A 19,353-nucleotide genomic window follows, 5' to 3' on the forward strand; every position below is an offset into this window, starting at 1 on the left:
TGCCAGTAAGCAGCAGTCTTTAAGAACCGATAAATTTAATAACAGTTGCAATGATGAAAAGTGTTGCGAAAAAACCAAATGAGACGATAAATCCTACCCCTGAATCAATAGCGTCATTGCGTTTACTTTGAACGTTTTGTTCAAAATCATTCATTTAGAATCCCTCCCCAACATTCCACTTTAGTATAAAATATTGTCAGAAAAAAATCTACAATTTCCATATGAAGAGAAATCGATCGTTTTTACTACTTTTAGATCATTAAGGAACGTGAGTTTTTTGTTTCCAAGCATGTTAACAGTTGGCACTTATACTCGAATTTTTATTGTGAATAATAAAGGGAAGGTGATTACCGCACACCAATAAGAAACCCGGGGCTTATTGCGTGGCGTTTAATATAAATAAAGGAACGGGTTATCAAGCCTGTTCCTTTGTACTTGTAAAACGAAAGCAAGGGCATTAGTATAAATATATATTGCCAAGTTAGGGAGTAGGAAAAAAGTATGAGTGATATACATAAAAAGATTAAAAAGAAGCAGTTTGCTCCGTTGTATTTACTGTATGGAACGGAAGCGTTTTTTATAAATGAAACGATAAAGCTTATTGCAACAGAAGCGCTTGAAGAGGAAGATCGCGAGTTTAATGTTGTGACATATGATTTAGAAGAAGTGTATTTAGAAGATGTGGTTGAGGATGCACGTACACTTCCTTTTTTTGGAGAACGTAAAGTGATATTAATAAAATCACCACTATTTTTAACTTCACAAAAAGAAAAATTAGAGCAAAATATAAAAATTTTAGAAGGATATATTGGAGAGCCTTCTCCATTTTCTATTCTTGTTTTTGTTGCGCCTTACGAAAAACTTGATGAACGAAAAAAAATTACAAAACTATTAAAGAAAACAGCGGACGTAGTAGAAGCGAATGCGATGCAAGTGCAGGATGTTCAGAAGTGGATTGTTGCTCGTGCAGATGAAGTGCATGTGCATATTGATAATGCAGCTGTTAGTTTGTTGTTAGAGCTTGTGGGAAGTAATGTAACGATGCTGGCGAAGGAAATGGACAAGTTAACGTTATACGTCGGTATGGGTGGAGAGATTACATCGAAACTTGTTGCAGAGCTTGTGCCAAAATCGGTTGAACAAAATGTGTTTGCTTTGACAGAAAAAGTGGTGAAAAAAGATATCGCGGGTGCGATGCAAATTTTGGATGGATTATTTACGCAGCAAGAGGAACCCATTAAACTGCTTGCATTATTAGTAAGTCAATTCCGCTTGCTCTATCAAGTGAAAGAGTTACAGCAGCGTGGTTATGGACAAAATCAAATTGCGTCTCATATTGGTGTGCATCCATACCGTGTAAAGTTAGCGATGAATCAAACGAAGTTTTTCTCTTTTGAAGAATTAAAAAAAGTGATTATAGAATTAGCAGAAGCTGATTATAGTATGAAGACTGGAAAAATGGATAAGAAACTTGTGCTTGAATTTTTCTTAATGCGGTTAAATCATATGTGATAAAACAAAAAGTTCACGTGCTTAGCACGTGAACTTTTTTGTATATAAAAAAACGATCCAAATGGATCGTTTTTTAAACGCCTTACGCGTTTACTTGTTTCGCTAAGCGAGATTTTTGACGAGCTGCAGCGTTTTGGTGGATAAGACCTTTACGAGCTGCTTTGTCAAGTTTTTTAGAAGCAGTTTTGAAAGCTTCTTTAGCATTTTCAAGATCGTTATTAGTAACTAAAGCTTCTACAGTTTTAACAGCAGAACGCATGTCAGACTTGATAGAAGCGTTATGTGAACGACGCTCTTCGCTAAGTTTAGCGCGTTTGATAGCAGATTTGATGTTTGCCATACTTTTCACCTCCCTGGTGCAATCGAATGACTCGATTCTTAACATAGAACAAGTGATATTCTATCAAACGGTGAAGAGAATTGCAATAGTATATCAATGAAATTTCACGTAAAGGAAAGAATGACCTTATATAACTTTGGGAAATCTAACGATATTTACTATGAATTACGGAGGAGATACGATGAAAGAACCATTAGATTTAAGTAAATATAGTGTTAGAACGGACCTTGCTGTAGAGGCACATCAAATGCTGCAAGAGAGTCAAGAAGAGCAAAAAGGGATACAAGGAGTTATTGTAAAAGAGAGGGAAGAAGAAGGTATTACCATTACAAAAGTAACGATTGATGAAATTGCCTCTGAATCGATGGGTAAAAAACCTGGGAGCTATTTAACACTTGAAGTACAAGGCATACGTCAACAAGATACGGAACTGCAACAAAAAGTAGAGCGCATTTTTGCAAAAGAATTTTCTTATTTCTTAGAAGAGGTTGGCGTTACGAGAGAAGCGAGTTGTTTAATTGTTGGTCTTGGGAATTGGAATGTAACGCCAGATGCGCTTGGACCGATCGTTGTAGAAAATGTATTGGTAACGAGACATTTGTTTCAATTGCAGCCTGAAAGTGTAGAAGAAGGGTTTAGGCCTGTTAGTGCAATTCGGCCGGGGGTAATGGGAATTACAGGAATCGAAACGAGCGATGTCATTTATGGAATCATTGAGAAGACGAAGCCAGACTTTGTCATTGCAATTGATGCGTTAGCTGCCCGTTCTATTGAACGAGTAAATAGTACGATACAAATTTCTGATACGGGAATTCATCCTGGATCGGGGGTTGGGAATAAGCGTAAGGAACTTAGTAAAGAAACATTAGGTATTCCTGTTATCGCGATTGGTGTTCCGACTGTGGTTGATGCCGTTTCAATTACAAGTGATACAATTGATTTTATTTTGAAACATTTTGGACGGGAGATGAAAGAAGGAAACAAACCTTCCCGTTCTTTGTTGCCAGCGGGATTTTCATTTGGAGAAAAGAAAAAATTAACAGAAGAAGATATGCCGGATGAAAAGAGTCGGAATATGTTTTTGGGTGCTGTAGGTACATTGGAAGATGAAGAGAAGAGAAAATTAATTTATGAAGTGTTATCTCCTCTTGGCCATAATTTAATGGTGACTCCGAAAGAAGTGGATGCTTTCATAGAGGATATGGCGAATGTAATAGCGAGTGGTTTAAATGCAGCCTTGCATCATCAAATTGACCAAGACAATACAGGAGCATATACACATTGATGGGAAGAGACGATAATCGTTTAAGTCGCTTTTCACTTTTATGTATATGTAGTGCGGCCGTATGTTTACTTATGATAATAGCAGGGGTGGCACTTGCTAATCATGGTTTGAAAAGTATGAAAGGTTATCAGCAAATGTCGTATGAACAAATCGCTCATATGACAGGAACAGAGGGTGCAGGTGCTGAATCAACAATTTTGGGAAGTTCGTTTTCCGTTACTGAGAAACAAAAACAATTAGAAAGCTTAAAAAGTTTTAATGTTGTAGAAGGAATTGGTATGGCAATAGCAAGTGCTACTTATGAAGTAACAAAGTTTGGAACGGATATAGTTGTTGGGAAAGTGAAAGAGATTTTTAGTTAAGGGTAGCAGGAAGAACGGTTGTCTTACCATTTTGTACGACAGCCGTTTTTAAATTTGAAAAAGGTTTGTCTCTTATGGTTTGTTCGCATAAGATATAGATAGAATGATTTGTATTGTAAGCAGCACGAGTTTTCATTGAATCTTTGCTGCTCTATTGATATAATCAGTGCTAGTGTATATTGGCGAGACTATTAGGAGTTGAGAACATAGATGAACAAAGAAGAAAGAGCAAAAAGACAGTCCAAAATTCGTAATTTCTCTATCATTGCTCATATTGACCACGGAAAATCAACGTTAGCAGACCGTATTTTAGAGAAAACAAACGCGTTAACACAACGTGAAATGAAAGCTCAATTGCTTGACTCTATGGATTTAGAGCGTGAGCGCGGTATTACAATTAAATTAAATGCAGTACAACTAACGTATAAAGCGAAAGACGGTGAAGAGTATATTCTTCACTTAATCGATACGCCAGGACATGTCGACTTTACGTACGAAGTATCTCGTAGTTTAGCGGCTTGTGAAGGTGCAATTCTTGTTGTGGATGCAGCACAAGGGATTGAGGCGCAAACATTAGCGAACGTATATTTAGCGCTTGATAACAATTTGGAAATTTTACCGGTTATTAATAAAATCGACTTACCAAGTGCGGACCCAGAACGTGTACGTCAAGAGGTAGAAGATGTAATTGGTTTAGATGCATCAGAAGCAGTACTTGCTTCAGCAAAAGCTGGAATTGGTATTGAAGAAATTTTAGAACAAATCGTTGAAAAAGTACCAGCTCCAACAGGTGATTCAGAAGAGCCGTTACAATGTATGATTTTCGATTCTTTATATGATCCGTATCGTGGTGTAATTGCTTATATCCGTGTTGTAAATGGAACGGTAAAAGTTGGCGATAAAGTACGTATGATGGCAACGGGTAAAGAATTTGAAGTAACAGAAGTAGGTGTATTTACACCGAAAACTACGCAACGTGACGAGTTAACAGTAGGTGATGTAGGTTTCTTAGCAGCATCTATTAAAAACGTAGGTGATACACGTGTGGGTGATACGATTACACATGCGAAACGTCCAGCTGCAGAGGCGTTACCAGGTTACCGTAAATTAAACCCGATGGTATTCTGTGGGCTGTATCCAATTGATTCTGCTCGTTATAACGATTTACGTGATGCGTTAGAAAAATTAGAGTTAAACGATTCTGCTCTTGAGTTTGAACCAGAAACATCTCAAGCATTAGGATTTGGTTTCCGTTGTGGATTCTTAGGACTTCTGCATATGGAAATCATTCAAGAACGTATTGAACGTGAATTTAAGATTGACTTAATTACAACAGCGCCAAGCGTTATTTATAAAGTTTATTTAACAAACGGTGAAGATGTTATTGTTGATAATCCATCTAATATGCCAGACCCACAGTCTATCGATCGTGTAGAAGAGCCGTTTGTGAAGGCTTCAATTATGGTTCCGAATGACTATGTTGGAGCTGTAATGGAAATTTGCCAAGGTAAACGTGGAACGTTTATTGATATGCAATATTTAGATGAAACGCGTGTTACATTAACATATGAAATCCCGTTATCAGAAATCGTATATGACTTCTTCGATCAATTGAAATCAAATACGAAAGGGTATGCATCATTTGACTACGAGTTAATTGGTTATAAACCATCTAAACTTGTGAAAATGGATATTCTTTTAAATAATGAACAAGTGGATGCTTTATCATTTATCGTACACCGTGATTCAGCGTATGACCGTGGTAAAGTAATTGTAGAGAAATTAAAAGAATTAATTCCGAGACAACAGTTTGAAGTGCCAATTCAGGCGACTATCGGAAATAAAGTTGTAGCACGTTCTACAATTAAGGCGATGCGTAAAAACGTACTTGCAAAATGTTACGGTGGTGACATTTCTCGTAAACGTAAACTTCTTGATAAGCAAAAAGAAGGTAAAAAACGTATGAAGTCTGTTGGTTCTGTAGAAGTACCGCAAGAAGCATTCATGGCTGTGCTGAAAATGGATGACAACTAATAATTAAAATAAAAAGGAGTCGTTTATGCGGCTTCTTTTTTATGTGTAATTACTTTTTAGACAACGTAGCTTCTCTCATTTACAATAGTGAGGTGGCTATATTTATGAATGATTGATATAGAGTTAGGAGACTATTAATGTCCGAAAATATTCGAAAAGATATTCACGAGAAAATACAAAATGGCAATTTCAATTGTGAAAAGGAATTGACGCTTTCTATTATTAGTGGGAAGTGGAAAGTTGTGATACTGTGGCATCTTGGTGTGGAAGGGCCTCATCGTTTTAGTGAATTACAACGGTTATTCCCAAGCATTTCTCATAAAGTTTTGTCGAACCAATTAAAAGAGTTAATGGAAGATGGGATTGTTGACCGAACAGTATACCCAGAAATTCCTCCGCGAGTAGAGTATTATATGACGGAATTAGGCATGTCGCTTTTACCAATCGTTGAAATGATGTATGATTGGGGAAAAATGCGAATGGAACAAATTCGTAATACGTTAGAGAAGTAAAGATTCCTCCGGAGCGCGGAGGTTTCCTTTTTAGAAAGGTAGGAGTTATATTTGGTGCAAGCTGCATATATTCACATTCCGTTTTGTCAGCATATTTGTCACTATTGTGATTTTAATAAAGTGTTTATTGAACGCCAACCGGTCGATCAATATTTAGAGTATTTAGAGAAAGAAATAATAAATACAGTTCAAAAAGTACCGTTTGATAGTATGAAAACGATTTTTGTTGGTGGAGGAACTCCGACAGCGTTAAATATGGAGCAGACAAAGAAATTATTAGATATTATAAATCGTCGTTTACGTCCGTTCGCCCCAAACTGTGAATTAACATTTGAAGCGAATCCAGGTGATTTACCGAAAGAGAAGTTAAATGTATTGCTAGAAGGTGGAGTGAACCGAATTAGTTTTGGTGTGCAAACATTTCGGGATGAGTTGCTTGAGAAAATTGGGCGTAGGCATACGAGGGAAGATGCATTTGTAGCAATTAGAGAAGCGCAGGAAGTGGGCTTTAAAAATATAAATGTAGATATTATTTATGCTCTGCCAGGGCAGACAATAGAAGATGTTAAAGAAACATTAGACATTGCTTTTACGCTTGGTGTACAACATTTCTCGGCATATTCATTAATTGTGGAACCGAAAACTGTGTTTTATAACTTAATGAATAAAGGGAAATTAAGACTTCCAGGTGAAGACCATGAAGCGAAAATGTATGAAATGGTAATGGATGAGATGGAGAAACACGGATATACCCAGTATGAAATTAGCAATTTCTCAAAAGGTGATAATGAAAGTAGACATAATCTCACATACTGGAATAATGAGGAGTATTATGGATTTGGAGCTGGAGCGCATAGTTATGTAAATGGAGAGCGTATCCAAAATGTAGGGCCGCTCAAGCAATATTTCAATAAAATCGATGAAACTGGATTTCCGTATTTAGATGTTCACGCGGTGACGGAGAAAGAAAGAATGGAAGAAGAGTTGTTCTTAGGACTTCGAAAAACACAAGGTGTATCTAAAATATTGTTTCAAAAGAAATTTAATATGGAGATGGATCAAGTTTTCGCGAAGCAGTTGCAAAAAAATCAAGAACAAGGATTGCTTGAAGAGAAAGATGGATATGTTCGTTTAACGCAAAAAGGAAAATTATTAGGGAATGAAGTATTCCAATCATTTTTGATTGACTAATTAAATGTTCCATAAACGTGAAAAAGTTTCATTATTTCGTGACGTTTCCGTTGACAATTGAATGTCAATTTTGGTAAGTTATTAATAGATTTAGCACTCGAAGACAAAGAGTGCTAACAGAGGTGATGATGAGATGCTTACGGAACGTCAGCTCTTAATTTTACAAACAATTATTGATGACTTTATTGGATCAGCGCAACCTGTTGGGTCGAGGACGTTGGCTAAGAAAGATGAAATTACGTTTAGTTCAGCTACTATTCGAAATGAAATGGCTGATTTAGAGGAACTAGGATTTATTGAGAAAACGCATAGTTCTTCAGGACGTGTTCCTTCTGAAAAAGGATATCGTTTTTATGTAGACCATCTTTTAGCGCCGCAAAACTTACCGAACGATGAAATTGTACAAATTAAAGATTTATTTGCTGAACGAATTTTTGAAGCGGAAAAGATTGCACAGCAATCGGCTCAAATTTTATCAGAGCTTACGAATTATACGGCTATTGTTCTTGGACCGAAGTTAAGCACAAATAAACTTAAAAACGTACAAATTGTACCGCTTGATCGTCAAACTGCAGTCGCTATTATTGTAACTGATACAGGGCATGTACAAAGCAAAACGATTACCGTTCCGGAATCTGTTGATTTATCAGATTTAGAAAAAATGGTTAATATTTTAAATGAAAAGCTGTCGGGTGTACCAATGGCAGAACTGCATAACAAAATCTTTAAAGAGATTGTTACAGTTTTACGTGGGTATGTTCATAATTACGATAGTGCAATAAAAATGTTAGATGGTACATTTCAAGTTCCTTTATCGGAAAAGATATACTTTGGAGGCAAAGCAAATATGCTTTCGCAACCAGAGTTCCATGACATTCACAAAGTAAGATCCTTGCTGACGATGATTGATAATGAAGCCGAGTTTTATGACATTTTGCGTCATAAACAAGTAGGTATTCAAGTGAACATTGGTAGGGAAAACTCTGCGACGGCCATGGAAGATTGTAGTTTAATTTCTGCAACATATTCGATTGGAGAAGAACAGCTTGGAACAATTGCTATTTTAGGTCCGACAAGAATGCAATACTCTCGGGTAATTAGTTTGTTACAGTTATTTACGAGACAATTTACTGATGGACTTAAAAAGTAAATGGGAGTAATACATTCGCTCAAGTAATGAAATTTTCATTGCTGTGTGTAATATATAATGCTTAGGTAATTGTGCTGAGCATAATACCTAATACCTTTTAAGGAGGTGAATATTGTGGAAGAGCGTAACGAACAAGTGGTAGAGGAAGTAAAAGAAGCGCAAGTTGAAGAAGCTGTCACGACAGAAAACAGTGAAAAAACTGTAGAAGAAAAAAGTGAGGCTGCTCTTTTACAAGAAAAAGTAGATGAGTTACAAGCGAAACTAACGGAAACGGAAGGTCGCACATTACGTCTACAAGCTGATTTTGAAAATTATAAGCGTCGTGTCCAAATGGATAAACAGGCTGCTGAAAAATATAGAGCACAAGGTCTAGTTTCAGATATTTTGCCAGCTCTTGATAATTTTGAAAGAGCGATGCAAGTGGAAGCAACTGATGAGCAAACGAAATCCTTGTTACAAGGTATGGAAATGGTGCATCGCCAATTGCTAGAAGCGTTGACTAAAGAAGGTGTTGAAGTGATTGAATCTGTTGGTAAACAGTTTGATCCTAATGAACACCAAGCTATTATGCAAGTGGAAGATAGTGAATTTGAATCGAACGCGGTAGTTGAAGAATTCCAAAAAGGTTATAAACTAAAAGACCGCGTGATTCGCCCATCAATGGTAAAAGTAAATCAATAATTTACATAAAAGTAGGAGGATTCGCCATGAGTAAAATTATCGGTATTGACTTAGGTACAACAAACTCTTGTGTAGCTGTTATGGAAGGTGGAGAACCAAAGGTTATCCCAAATCCAGAAGGAAACCGTACAACACCTTCTGTTGTAGCTTTCAAAAATGAAGAGCGTCAAGTTGGGGAAGTTGCAAAGCGTCAAGCAATTACAAACCCAAATACAATCATGTCTGTTAAACGTCATATGGGTACAGACTACAAAGTAGAAGTTGAAGGTAAAGATTATACACCTCAAGAAATTTCTGCAATCATTTTACAAAACTTAAAAGCTTCTGCTGAAGCATATTTAGGTGAAACAGTTACGAAAGCTGTTATTACAGTACCTGCATACTTCAACGATGCAGAACGTCAAGCAACAAAAGATGCTGGTCGTATCGCTGGTTTAGAAGTTGAGCGTATCATTAACGAACCAACAGCAGCAGCGCTTGCTTACGGTTTAGAAAAACAAGATGAAGAGCAAAAAATCTTAGTATATGACTTAGGTGGCGGTACATTTGACGTATCTATCCTTGAGTTAGCAGACGGAACTTTCGAAGTTATTTCAACTGCTGGTGACAACCGTCTTGGTGGAGATGACTTTGACCAAGTTATTATTGACCACTTAGTAGCTGAATTCAAAAAAGAAAATAACATTGATTTAAGCCAAGATAAAATGGCACTTCAACGTTTGAAAGATGCAGCTGAAAAAGCGAAAAAAGATCTTTCTGGCGTAACACAAACACAAATTTCATTACCATTCATTAGTGCTGGAGCTGCTGGTCCATTACACTTAGAGTTAACGTTAACAAGAGCGAAATTCGAAGAGATTTCAGCTGGTCTTGTTGAAAGAACGTTAGAGCCAACTCGTCGTGCATTAAAAGACGCTGGTTTTGCTCCAAGCGAATTAGATAAAGTTATCCTTGTTGGTGGATCTACTCGTATCCCAGCTGTACAAGAAGCTATTAAACGTGAAACTGGTAAAGAACCATATAAAGGTGTAAACCCTGATGAAGTTGTAGCATTAGGTGCTGCAGTTCAAGGTGGCGTACTTACTGGTGATGTAGAAGGCGTACTATTATTAGACGTAACTCCACTTTCTTTAGGTATTGAAACTATGGGTGGTGTATTCACGAAATTAATCGAGCGTAACACTACAATTCCAACAAGTAAGTCACAAGTATTCTCAACAGCTGCTGATAACCAACCGGCAGTAGACATTCACGTATTACAAGGTGAGCGTCCAATGTCAGCTGACAACAAAACATTAGGTCGTTTCCAATTAACAGACCTTCCACCAGCACCACGTGGTATTCCACAAATCGAAGTAACATTCGATATTGATGCGAACGGTATCGTTAACGTACGTGCAAAAGACTTAGGAACAAGCAAAGAGCAAACTATTACAATCCAATCTTCTTCAGGTCTTTCTGATGAAGAAGTAGATCGTATGGTACAAGAAGCAGAAGCAAATGCTGACGCTGACCAAAAACGTAAGGAAGAAGTTGAACTTCGTAACGAAGCTGACCAACTTGTATTCCAAACGGATAAAGTTGTAAAAGATTTAGAAGGTAAAGTGGATGCGGCTGAAGTTGCAAAAGCAACAGAAGCGAAAGAAGCATTACAAGCTGCGATCGAGAAGAACGAGCTTGAGGAAATCCGTGCGAAAAAAGATGCTTTACAAGAAATCGTACAACAATTAACAGTTAAATTATACGAGCAAGCTCAAGCAGCTGCAGGGCAAGCAGAAGGTGCACAAGGCGCGCAAGATGCTGGCGCGAAGAAAGACAATGTAGTAGACGCTGAGTTTGAAGAAGTAAAAGAAGATAAGTAATATAAATAAGTAAGATGACAAAAAGTCAAAGTCAAGCGTGCCTTGGCTTTGGCTTTTTTCATGAATGAGAAGAAATGTGTGAGGTTCTTAAGTTTTTTACTTTGCATACTGTAAGTGAGGAAACTTTGTTGCAAAGCACTTTCTTTCGGTGTTAAAATTACGTTTATGTGAAAGATTCGGGGGTTGTAAATTTATGAGTAAACGAGATTATTATGAGGTCCTTGGCCTTAGCAAAGGTGCTTCTAAAGATGAAATAAAAAAAGCGTATCGTCGTTTGGCTAAAAAATACCATCCAGACGTAAGTAAAGAAGAAAATGCAATTGAAAAGTTTAAAGAAGTACAAGAAGCATACGAAGTATTAAGTGATGATCAAAAGCGCGCGCAATACGATCAATTCGGTCATGCTGGTGCAAATCAAGGTTTCGGTGGCTTTGGCGGCGGAGGAGACTTCGGCGGTGGCTTCGGTTTCGAAGATATCTTTAGTTCATTCTTTGGCGGTGGTGGCGGCAGACGTCGTGATCCAAATGCTCCGCGTCAAGGTGCTGACTTACAATACCAAGTTACTTTAGAGTTTGAAGAAGCTATTTTTGGTAAAGAGTTAAATGTTGAGATTCCAGTAGAAGATCCATGTGATACTTGTAAAGGTAGCGGAGCAAAACCAGGAACTTCAAAAGAAACATGTAAACATTGTTCAGGATCAGGTCAAGTAAGTGTAGAACAAAATACACCGTTTGGTCGTATTGTAAACCGTCAAGCTTGTGGTCATTGTTCAGGAACTGGTCAAATGATTAAAGAAAAATGTACGACATGTCATGGTTCTGGTAAAGTACGTAAACGTAAAAAAATCAATGTCAAAATTCCAGCAGGTATCGATAATGGTCAACAAATTCGTGTATCTGGAAAAGGTGAAGCGGGCGTAAATGGCGGACCGGCAGGAGATTTATATGTTGTTGTTCATGTAAGAAATCATGAATTCTTTGAGCGTGAAGGAGATCACATTATTTGCGAAATGCCATTAACATTTGCGCAAATGGCACTTGGTGCTGAAGTGGAAGTTCCTACTGTTCATGGGAAAGTGAAGCTGAAAATTCCAGCAGGAACACAAACAGGAACAGAATTCCGCTTAAAAGGAAAAGGTGCGCCGAACGTACGTGGATACGGCCAAGGAGATCAATATGTAGTTGTTCGTGTTGTTGTACCGACGAAATTAACTTCACATCAAAAAGAGTTATTACGTGAATTTGCGGGACAAGAAGAGCAGGATGATAGTTTATTTGGAAAGCTTAAACGTGCTTTCAAAGGGGAATAATGGAAATAAAAAATGGAGTTGGTAAATTGTGAAATGGTCAGAAATTAGTATTCATACAACAGAAGAAGCAGTAGAAGCTGTCTCTCATATTTTACATGAAGCTGGTGCTAGTGGAGTTGCGATTGAGGATCCAGCAGAGTTGACGAAAGAGCGCGAGCAACAATACGGTGAAATTTATGCATTGAACCCAGATGAATATCCGGCGGAAGGTGTATTAATAAAAGCATATTTCCCGCAAACGGATTCTTTACATGAAACGATTGCAGGTGTAAAATCATCTATTGATATGCTTCCATCTTACGACATTGAAATTGGTACTGGAAATATTACCGTTAACGAAGTCAATGAAGAAGATTGGGCTACTGCTTGGAAAAAATATTACCATCCAGTACAAATTTCTGATACATTCACAATTGTGCCGACGTGGGAAGAGTATACACCAGCTTCTCCGGAAGAAAAAATTATTGAATTAGATCCAGGTATGGCGTTTGGGACAGGAACTCATCCGACAACAACGATGTGTATTCGTGCTTTAGAAAAAACAGTTCAGCCAGGTGACACTATTATTGATGTAGGAACAGGTTCAGGTGTACTTAGTATTGCAGCGGCAAAATTAGGTGCGTCTTCTGTTCAGGCGTATGATTTAGATCCAGTTGCAGTTGAAAGTGCAGAAATGAACGTACGTTTAAATAAAACAGATGATATCGTGTCTGTTGGGCAAAATAGTCTTTTAGAAGGTATTGAAGGTCCTGTTGATTTAATCGTAGCTAACTTATTAGCAGAAATTATTCTTTTATTCCCTGAGGATGCAGCGAGAGTTGTGAAGTCAGGTGGATTATTTATTACATCGGGCATTATTGCTGCGAAGGAAAAGGTAATTTCGGAGGCGCTAGAAAAAGCTGGATTTACAATTGAAGAAGTGTTACGAATGGAAGATTGGGTAGCAATTATTGCACGAAATGCGTAATATAGATTTTAGTCTATAATGAAAAGGGGAGTCTCTCACTATAAGGTGAGGGACTTGCCGTTTGTTATATGAAAAATGATAACGTTTCGTTCCTTTCGTAAGTATTGACTTACGAAAGGAACGAAACTCTACTAAGGTGATTATATGCAACGTTATTTTGTAGAAGAGAAATATGTAAATGAGACAAATATTCGCATTGTAGGTGATGACGTACATCATATCGCAAGAGTGATGCGTATGTCAGCTGGAGATCACATTTATTGCTGTGTAAACGGAAAAACAGCAGTATGTTCAATTGATGAAATTACCAGTGAATTTATTAATACGGCTATTGTAGAATGGGTAGAGGCGTCAAGTGAACTTCCTGTTTTCGTGACGATTGCAAGTGGACTGCCAAAAGGAGACAAGCTAGAGTTAATTTTCCAAAAAGGAACAGAGCTTGGGGCAGCTGCATTCTTACCATTTCAAGCATCTCGCTCTATCGTAAAATGGGATGCGAAAAAAGCTGATAAAAAAGTTGAGCGTTTAAGAAAAATTGTGAAAGAAGCTGCGGAACAATCACATAGAAGTGAAGTTCCAGAAGTACATGCTCCGGCATCGTTTAAACAATTGCTTTCAATGAGTGGTGAGTATGATGTTTGTCTTGTTGCTTACGAAGAGGAAGCGAAACAAGGCGAGAAATCTAATTTTGCGAAAGCTTTAACAACGATGAAACCAGGTCAAAAGCTATTGATTGTATTTGGCCCAGAAGGCGGTTTAGCTGAGGAAGAGATTACAGCGCTTCGTGAACATAAATTTGTACCATGTAGTTTAGGACCAAGAATTTTAAGAACAGAAACGGCACCGTTATACGCGTTAAGTGCTGCTTCGTATCATTTTGAATTGATGGGGTGATGATCAATGTCAACTGTTGCGTTCCATACGTTAGGTTGTAAAGTAAACCACTATGAAACAGAAGCCATTTGGCAATTGTTTAAACAAGGTGGTTATGAAAGAACTGAATATGAAAAGAAATCTGATGTATATGTTATTAATACATGTACAGTAACGAATACGGGAGATAAGAAAAGTCGTCAAGTTATTAGACGTGCTGTTCGTCAAAATCCGGATGCGGTTATTTGTGTAACTGGATGTTATGCACAAACATCTCCAGCAGAAATTATGGCGATTCCAGGTGTAGATATTGTAGTTGGTACACAGGATCGTGAAAAGATGTTAGGATACATCGAAGAATTCCGCAAAGAGCGTCAACCAATTAATGCTGTCCGCAATATTATGAAAACACGTGTATACGAAGAACTGGATGTACCTTATTTCACGGATCGTACACGTGCATCTTTAAAAATACAAGAAGGTTGTAATAACTTCTGTACATTCTGTATTATTCCTTGGGCACGTGGTTTAATGCGTTCTCGTGATGGGAAAGAAGTTATTAAACAAGCGCAGCAATTAGTAGATGCAGGCTATAAAGAAATCGTATTAACAGGTATTCATACAGGTGGGTACGGTGAAGATATTAAAGATTATAACTTAGCTGGATTACTTCGTGATATGGAAGCGGAAGTAGGTGGATTAAAACGTCTTCGTATTTCTTCTATTGAGGCGAGTCAAATTTCAGATGAAGTAATTGAAGTGTTAGATAAGTCTGAAGTAGTTGTACGTCACTTACACATTCCGTTGCAATCTGGATCTAATACTGTATTAAAGCGTATGCGTCGTAAGTATACGATGGAATTTTTCCAAGAACGTTTAGATCGTTTGAAAGAAGCGTTACCAGGCCTTGCGATTACATCGGACGTAATTGTTGGTTTCCCGGGTGAAACAGAAGAAGAATTCATGGAAACATACAATTTCATTAAAGAGAATCGCTTCTCTGAGTTACACGTATTCCCTTACTCGAAGCGTACAGGAACACCTGCAGCGCGTATGGAAGATCAAGTTCCTGAAGATGTGAAGAATGATCGTGTTCATCGTTTAATTGAACTATCTAACCAATTAGCGAAAGAGTATGCGTCACAGTTTGAAGGGGAAGTGCTTGAAATCATTCCGGAAGAGCAATTTAAAGAGGGCGACCGTGAAGGCTTATATGTAGGCTATACGGATAACTACTTGAAAATTGTATTTGAAGGATCGGAAGAATTAATTGGTAAGCTAGTGAAAGTGAAAATTACGAAAGCTGGTTATCCATATAACGAAGCGCAATTTGTTCGTGTTCTTGAAGATGATGTAAAAAAAGAATCAGCAAGCGCATAAAATGAAATTTTAATCAGTGGGGGGCTTTGTTCATCCCCGCTGATTATCAGCCTGACCCCCACCTAAGTTCTTTGCTTTTGCTGAATTTTGAGGTAGGGGTCTTACTGTCCTGGCAAATAGCGGGATACAAAAGCATGCAAACGGAAACGATTTGCATGCTTTCTTTTTTTTGTGGAGAAGTTAAGTACTGAAAAGGCAGGTACGTTGAATGAGTAGTTATTTAATGCTTTCTTGTATTAAAAAAGGTGTAACGATAAAAATATAGGTGTCTTCAGGGAAAAAGGATAATAGCTATCTACATAGCTTTTGAACAGGTAAGGGCATCTATTCTTCTTTTATTCTGCCAAATAGTTGACCTGAAGTGATAAAATGTATTATAATCGTAAAAGACATGCTGAAGAAGGGTTTCTTTTTGCATGCTGAAATTAGTATGTAAGTGTGATGTTTCGGAGGGAGGGAAAGAGAATGTCAAAAACAGTCGTTCGTAAAAACGAGTCTTTGGAGGATGCACTTCGCCGTTTTAAAAGATCGGTTTCTAAAACTGGTACACTTGCTGAAGCAAGAAAGCGCGAGTTTTATGAAAAGCCAAGTGTAAAACGTAAGAAGAAATCTGAAGCGGCAAGAAAGCGTAAATTCTAAGAGAGGGTGTAAGTTATGAGTCTTCTCGGTCGTTTAAACGATGATATGAAACAAGCGATGAAGAATAAACAAAAAGAAAAATTAACCGTTATTCGTATGGTTAAGGCTGCTTTACAAAATGAAGGTATTAAACTGCAACATACTCTTACTGAAGAAGAGGAATTAACAGTTTTAGCTCGTGAAGTAAAACAGTATAAGGACTCCCTCCTTGAATTTAAAAAAGCTGGTCGTGAAGACCTTGTTAATAAACTGCAAAGTGAAATTCAGATTTTAAGCGCATATTTGCCGGAGCAATTAACAGAAGAAGAACTAGCGAATGTAATTAAGCAAGTTATTTCTGAAGTTGGTGCGACTTCTAAAGCAGATATGGGTAAGGTGATGACTGCTGTTATGCCGAAAGTAAAAGGTAAAACAGACGGATCACTTGTGAATAAGCTGGTTATCCAGCTATTAGCATAAAAAAACGTCTCATTTCGTATGAGACGTTTTTTTATGCTTTTTTTCAGTTTGGACGTGATATTACAAGCTCTTTTTTCATACATATGGGATGAGAGGGGGTCTTTTGAGATGAAAAAATTAGAACAAATGAAGAATTGGTTAACGAAGCAAATAGACCTACCAGTGGATGTGCTAATGGATCTACCTCGGATCACGCTTGTTGGGCAAGTGCATATCTATATAGAAAATCATCGGGGTTTATTAGTGTTTTCAGATAAAGAAGTAAGATTGTTGTTAAAGCACGGTCAATTATTAATTAAGGGGCAATCCTTTATTATTAAAACAATCCTTCCAGAAGAACTTTTGCTTGAAGGAATAATTGAGCAAGTGACGTTTTTAGAAAACGAAAAAAAAGAGGAGTGAGAGAAACTTCCATATGTGAAGTTTTTCTTCGTTATTTTTGTGATTCGACCTTACTATTCAGTTTATCTCGCTATTTATGGGCAGTAAAACTCTTTATTTCATTTTCGTACGAGCTATTTTGCTAATTAAATTGAAAAAAGTAGTGTGTATACTTTTGGAAAGGTAGTGGAGGTAGTAGATGAAAAATAAATGGTTTATAAAGTGGCTTGGATATGTAAAAGTACGAATTGAAGGTAGAGGAGCGGAACGGTTCGTTAACGAATGTGTACGTAGAAAATTATTAGTTTGGGATGTTAAGAAGATTGCTGATGAAACGTTAGTTTTTTGTATGTTATTACGAGATGTGAAGAAAATAAAACCAATTTATAGAAAAAATGAATGCAAACTATATTTTATTGGACGTTACGGTTTTCCTTTTTTAAATAAGCGTTTAATTAAAAATAGTGGATTCTTAATTGGTTTTTTAATTTTCTTTTTTGGCATGATTGCATTATCAAATATGGTTTGGAAAATTGAAATTACAGGAGCGAAACCTGAAACGGAATATATATTGATGAAAGAATTGGACAAAATGGGTATTAAAAAAGGGAAATTACAATTCCAAATGCCTAATGTAGAAGATGTACAACGTCATTTGACAGACAATATTAATGCGATTACTTGGGCGGGACTAGAAATAAGAGGAACGACGTACCATTTTAAAATTGTTGAAAAAAACGAGCCGAAAAAAGAAAAGGAACAAAGGCCGCAAAATTTAGTAGCAAAAAAAGAAGCGATTGTTACAAAAACATTTGTTGAAGTAGGAAAACCAGTCGTCTTGAAAAATGACCATGTCGAAAAAGGACAGCTTCTCGTATCAGGGATATACGGTAATGAGGAGAGTCCAACGATTGTTTCGGCGAAAGGTATTGTGTATGGAGAAACGTGGTATACATCTGAGGTGAATGTACCACTGAAGACGCAATTTCAAGTATATACTGGCAATGCATATAATGAGCATTACCTTACATTTGGGAGTGCGAAAATAAAAATATGGGGATTTCAACATGATAAGTATAAACGCTCTCGTACTGAAAGTGTAAAACACGATGTGAAACTATTTGGTTTTACACTGCCGATCGCGTACGAAAAAGATATCGTGCGAGAAGAGGAAGAAGCGAATCGGGAATATACAGAAAAACAGGCAATGAAAGTAGCGAAAGAGATGGCTGAAAAAGAACTAAAGAAAAAATTGGATGAACATGCTATGATTGTAAGTGATAAGATTTTGAGTAAAGAGGTTGAGGCGGATCAACTAAAAGTCACGTTGCATTATACTGTGATCGAAAATATTGCAGAGCCACAACCGATATCCGAATCCGATATTCAAGGAGACTGAGTAATGGCAGAACAATTAGTAGAAATGAACCAACAATTGGAAAATACTAACGAAGCAATCGCTCTTTTTGGGATCAATGATGCTCATTTGAAAGTAATTGAACGGGAACTGAATGTATCGATTGTAACTAGAGGTGAAACTGTTCATGCATCTGGAGCAGTTGAAACTGTGACACTCGTAGAAAAAATCTTACAGCAATTACTTGTTGTTATTCGAAAAGGTGTATCAATTGCAGAAAGAGATGTTGCGTATGCAATTCAGCTCGCACAACAAGGGAATATTGCTCAATTTGAAGAGTTATATGAAGAAGAAATCTTTAAAACGGCAAAAGGTAAATCCATTCGTGTAAAAACAATGGGGCAAAGAAGATATATTCATGCAATGAAGAAGAATGATATTGTTTTTGGAATAGGACCTGCTGGGACTGGGAAAACATACTTAGCTGTAGTAATGGCTGTGAGAGCTTTAAAGCAAGGGTATGTAAAGAAAATTATTTTAACGAGACCGGCGGTAGAAGCTGGAGAAAGTTTAGGTTTTTTACCAGGAGATTTGAAAGAGAAGGTAGATCCGTATTTACGTCCATTGTATGATGCGTTGCACGATATTCTTGGACAAGAATATACGCAACGTATGATGGAGCGAGGTGTAATTGAAATCGCGCCTCTTGCTTATATGAGAGGGCGTACGCTCGATGATTCATTTGTTATTTTAGATGAAGCTCAAAATACAACGGGTGCACAAATAAAAATGTTTTTAACAAGATTGGGTTTTAGTTCTAAAATGGTTATTACTGGGGACCCTTCACAAGTAGACTTACCAAAAGGGGTAAAATCAGGGCTTTCGCTAGCTGCTAACATTTTATCTGGTGTATCAGGTCTTTCATTCATTACATTAGAACAGACGGACGTTGTGAGGCATCCGCTGGTGCAACGTATTATTGAGGCATATGATAAAATGGAATGATCCTATTTGTCAGGATCATTTCTTTTTGTATTAAGGTTGGCGAACGGCATATTT

At 37.3% G+C, this 19,353-nt stretch carries 20 protein-coding genes; 18 read left to right on the plus strand and 2 right to left on the minus strand.

All coding sequences use genetic code 11. The features are described from left to right. Positions 1–19 precede the first annotated feature (19 nt). A complete protein-coding gene (locus KVT31_RS01840; RefSeq protein ID WP_000997609.1) occupies positions 20–154 on the minus strand; it encodes a YqzM family protein in 135 nt (44 codons plus the stop codon). 347 nt (positions 155–501) lie between these two features. Here KVT31_RS01840 and holA point away from each other — a divergent pair, with 347 nt between their 5' ends. Continuing rightward, positions 502–1,512, plus strand: a complete 1,011-nt coding sequence (gene holA, locus KVT31_RS01845) for a DNA polymerase III subunit delta (protein ID WP_088097793.1) — start codon at positions 502–504, stop codon at positions 1,510–1,512. An 82-nt stretch (positions 1,513–1,594) separates the two neighbouring features. Here the strand turns inward: holA and rpsT are convergent, their stop codons facing one another. After that, entirely contained in the window at positions 1,595–1,852 is a 258-nt protein-coding gene (gene rpsT, locus KVT31_RS01850; RefSeq protein ID WP_001274014.1) for a 30S ribosomal protein S20, read from the minus strand. A gap of 181 nt (positions 1,853–2,033) precedes the next feature. Between rpsT and gpr the strand changes: the two genes are divergently transcribed. The 17 genes from gpr (at position 2,034) to KVT31_RS01935 (ending at position 19,299) form a co-directional block, all read left to right on the plus strand. Beyond that, positions 2,034–3,137 (plus strand): GPR endopeptidase, encoded by a 1,104-nt coding sequence (gene gpr, locus KVT31_RS01855; RefSeq protein WP_088097792.1) that lies wholly within the window; start codon positions 2,034–2,036, stop codon positions 3,135–3,137. Further along, complete coding sequence (locus KVT31_RS01860; RefSeq protein WP_088097791.1) at positions 3,134–3,499, plus strand: YqxA family protein; 366 nt, start codon at positions 3,134–3,136, stop codon at positions 3,497–3,499. Before gpr ends, KVT31_RS01860 begins: the two co-directional genes overlap by 4 nt. Before the next feature lie 210 nt (positions 3,500–3,709). After that, positions 3,710–5,533 (plus strand): elongation factor 4, encoded by a 1,824-nt coding sequence (gene lepA / locus KVT31_RS01865; protein ID WP_088097790.1) that lies wholly within the window; start codon positions 3,710–3,712, stop codon positions 5,531–5,533. 137 nt (positions 5,534–5,670) lie between these two features. Further along, on the plus strand, positions 5,671–6,045 hold the full coding sequence (locus KVT31_RS01870; RefSeq protein WP_001293536.1) for a winged helix-turn-helix transcriptional regulator: 375 nt from the start codon (positions 5,671–5,673) through the stop codon (positions 6,043–6,045). 51 nt (positions 6,046–6,096) lie between these two features. Beyond that, entirely contained in the window at positions 6,097–7,236 is a 1,140-nt protein-coding gene (gene hemW / locus KVT31_RS01875) for a radical SAM family heme chaperone HemW (RefSeq protein ID WP_088097789.1), read from the plus strand. A 133-nt stretch (positions 7,237–7,369) separates the two neighbouring features. Next, positions 7,370–8,386, plus strand: coding sequence for a heat-inducible transcriptional repressor HrcA (gene hrcA / locus KVT31_RS01880; RefSeq protein ID WP_000954947.1), 1,017 nt, complete (start codon positions 7,370–7,372; stop codon positions 8,384–8,386). A gap of 114 nt (positions 8,387–8,500) precedes the next feature. Beyond that, a complete protein-coding gene (gene grpE / locus KVT31_RS01885; RefSeq protein WP_088097788.1) occupies positions 8,501–9,067 on the plus strand; it encodes a nucleotide exchange factor GrpE in 567 nt (188 codons plus the stop codon). A 26-nt stretch (positions 9,068–9,093) separates the two neighbouring features. Next, positions 9,094–10,929 (plus strand): chaperone protein DnaK, encoded by a 1,836-nt coding sequence (dnaK, locus tag KVT31_RS01890; protein WP_000034697.1) that lies wholly within the window; start codon positions 9,094–9,096, stop codon positions 10,927–10,929. A gap of 193 nt (positions 10,930–11,122) precedes the next feature. After that, positions 11,123–12,238 (plus strand): chaperone protein DnaJ, encoded by a 1,116-nt coding sequence (dnaJ, locus tag KVT31_RS01895; RefSeq protein WP_088097787.1) that lies wholly within the window; start codon positions 11,123–11,125, stop codon positions 12,236–12,238. 28 nt (positions 12,239–12,266) lie between these two features. Beyond that, positions 12,267–13,205, plus strand: coding sequence for a 50S ribosomal protein L11 methyltransferase (prmA, locus tag KVT31_RS01900; protein ID WP_088097786.1), 939 nt, complete (start codon positions 12,267–12,269; stop codon positions 13,203–13,205). Between the two features lie 144 nt (positions 13,206–13,349). Next, complete coding sequence (locus tag KVT31_RS01905) at positions 13,350–14,099, plus strand: 16S rRNA (uracil(1498)-N(3))-methyltransferase (protein WP_048531237.1); 750 nt, start codon at positions 13,350–13,352, stop codon at positions 14,097–14,099. 6 nt (positions 14,100–14,105) lie between these two features. After that, positions 14,106–15,458: a tRNA (N(6)-L-threonylcarbamoyladenosine(37)-C(2))-methylthiotransferase MtaB gene (mtaB, locus tag KVT31_RS01910; RefSeq protein ID WP_061677306.1), complete on the plus strand. Its 1,353-nt coding sequence runs from the start codon at positions 14,106–14,108 to the stop codon at positions 15,456–15,458. A gap of 465 nt (positions 15,459–15,923) precedes the next feature. Beyond that, positions 15,924–16,097 carry a 30S ribosomal protein S21 gene (gene rpsU, locus KVT31_RS01915; protein WP_000048061.1) on the plus strand — a complete coding sequence of 58 codons (174 nt, stop codon included), beginning with the start codon at positions 15,924–15,926 and terminating at the stop codon, positions 16,095–16,097. A gap of 15 nt (positions 16,098–16,112) precedes the next feature. Continuing rightward, complete coding sequence (locus KVT31_RS01920; protein ID WP_000054579.1) at positions 16,113–16,556, plus strand: GatB/YqeY domain-containing protein; 444 nt, start codon at positions 16,113–16,115, stop codon at positions 16,554–16,556. Between the two features lie 108 nt (positions 16,557–16,664). Then, a complete protein-coding gene (gene yqfC, locus KVT31_RS01925; protein WP_000732264.1) occupies positions 16,665–16,958 on the plus strand; it encodes a sporulation protein YqfC in 294 nt (97 codons plus the stop codon). Between the two features lie 178 nt (positions 16,959–17,136). Beyond that, complete coding sequence (gene yqfD / locus KVT31_RS01930; RefSeq protein ID WP_088097785.1) at positions 17,137–18,336, plus strand: sporulation protein YqfD; 1,200 nt, start codon at positions 17,137–17,139, stop codon at positions 18,334–18,336. A 3-nt stretch (positions 18,337–18,339) separates the two neighbouring features. After that, on the plus strand, positions 18,340–19,299 hold the full coding sequence (locus KVT31_RS01935; RefSeq protein WP_088097784.1) for a PhoH family protein: 960 nt from the start codon (positions 18,340–18,342) through the stop codon (positions 19,297–19,299). Positions 19,300–19,353 lie beyond the last annotated feature (54 nt).

The organism is Bacillus sp. GbtcB14, from assembly GCF_019091205.1.
Lineage (GTDB): Bacteria > Bacillota > Bacilli > Bacillales > Bacillaceae_G > Bacillus_A > Bacillus_A cereus_AG.

Excerpts from the sequence above, each read along its gene's own strand:
- KVT31_RS01840 (WP_000997609.1), bottom strand. The coding sequence starts at position 154 with ATGAATGATTTTGAACAAAACGTTCAAAGTAAACGCAATGACGCTATT.
- holA (WP_088097793.1), top strand. The coding sequence starts at position 502 with ATGAGTGATATACATAAAAAGATTAAAAAGAAGCAGTTTGCTCCGTTG.
- rpsT (WP_001274014.1), bottom strand. The coding sequence starts at position 1,852 with ATGGCAAACATCAAATCTGCTATCAAACGCGCTAAACTTAGCGAAGAG.
- gpr (WP_088097792.1), top strand. The coding sequence starts at position 2,034 with ATGAAAGAACCATTAGATTTAAGTAAATATAGTGTTAGAACGGACCTT.
- lepA (WP_088097790.1), top strand. The coding sequence starts at position 3,710 with ATGAACAAAGAAGAAAGAGCAAAAAGACAGTCCAAAATTCGTAATTTC.
- KVT31_RS01870 (WP_001293536.1), top strand. The coding sequence starts at position 5,671 with ATGTCCGAAAATATTCGAAAAGATATTCACGAGAAAATACAAAATGGC.
- hrcA (WP_000954947.1), top strand. The coding sequence starts at position 7,370 with ATGCTTACGGAACGTCAGCTCTTAATTTTACAAACAATTATTGATGAC.
- dnaK (WP_000034697.1), top strand. The coding sequence starts at position 9,094 with ATGAGTAAAATTATCGGTATTGACTTAGGTACAACAAACTCTTGTGTA.
- dnaJ (WP_088097787.1), top strand. The coding sequence starts at position 11,123 with ATGAGTAAACGAGATTATTATGAGGTCCTTGGCCTTAGCAAAGGTGCT.
- KVT31_RS01905 (WP_048531237.1), top strand. The coding sequence starts at position 13,350 with ATGCAACGTTATTTTGTAGAAGAGAAATATGTAAATGAGACAAATATT.
- mtaB (WP_061677306.1), top strand. The coding sequence starts at position 14,106 with ATGTCAACTGTTGCGTTCCATACGTTAGGTTGTAAAGTAAACCACTAT.
- rpsU (WP_000048061.1), top strand. The coding sequence starts at position 15,924 with ATGTCAAAAACAGTCGTTCGTAAAAACGAGTCTTTGGAGGATGCACTT.
- KVT31_RS01920 (WP_000054579.1), top strand. The coding sequence starts at position 16,113 with ATGAGTCTTCTCGGTCGTTTAAACGATGATATGAAACAAGCGATGAAG.
- yqfC (WP_000732264.1), top strand. The coding sequence starts at position 16,665 with ATGAAAAAATTAGAACAAATGAAGAATTGGTTAACGAAGCAAATAGAC.
- yqfD (WP_088097785.1), top strand. The coding sequence starts at position 17,137 with ATGAAAAATAAATGGTTTATAAAGTGGCTTGGATATGTAAAAGTACGA.
- KVT31_RS01935 (WP_088097784.1), top strand. The coding sequence starts at position 18,340 with ATGGCAGAACAATTAGTAGAAATGAACCAACAATTGGAAAATACTAAC.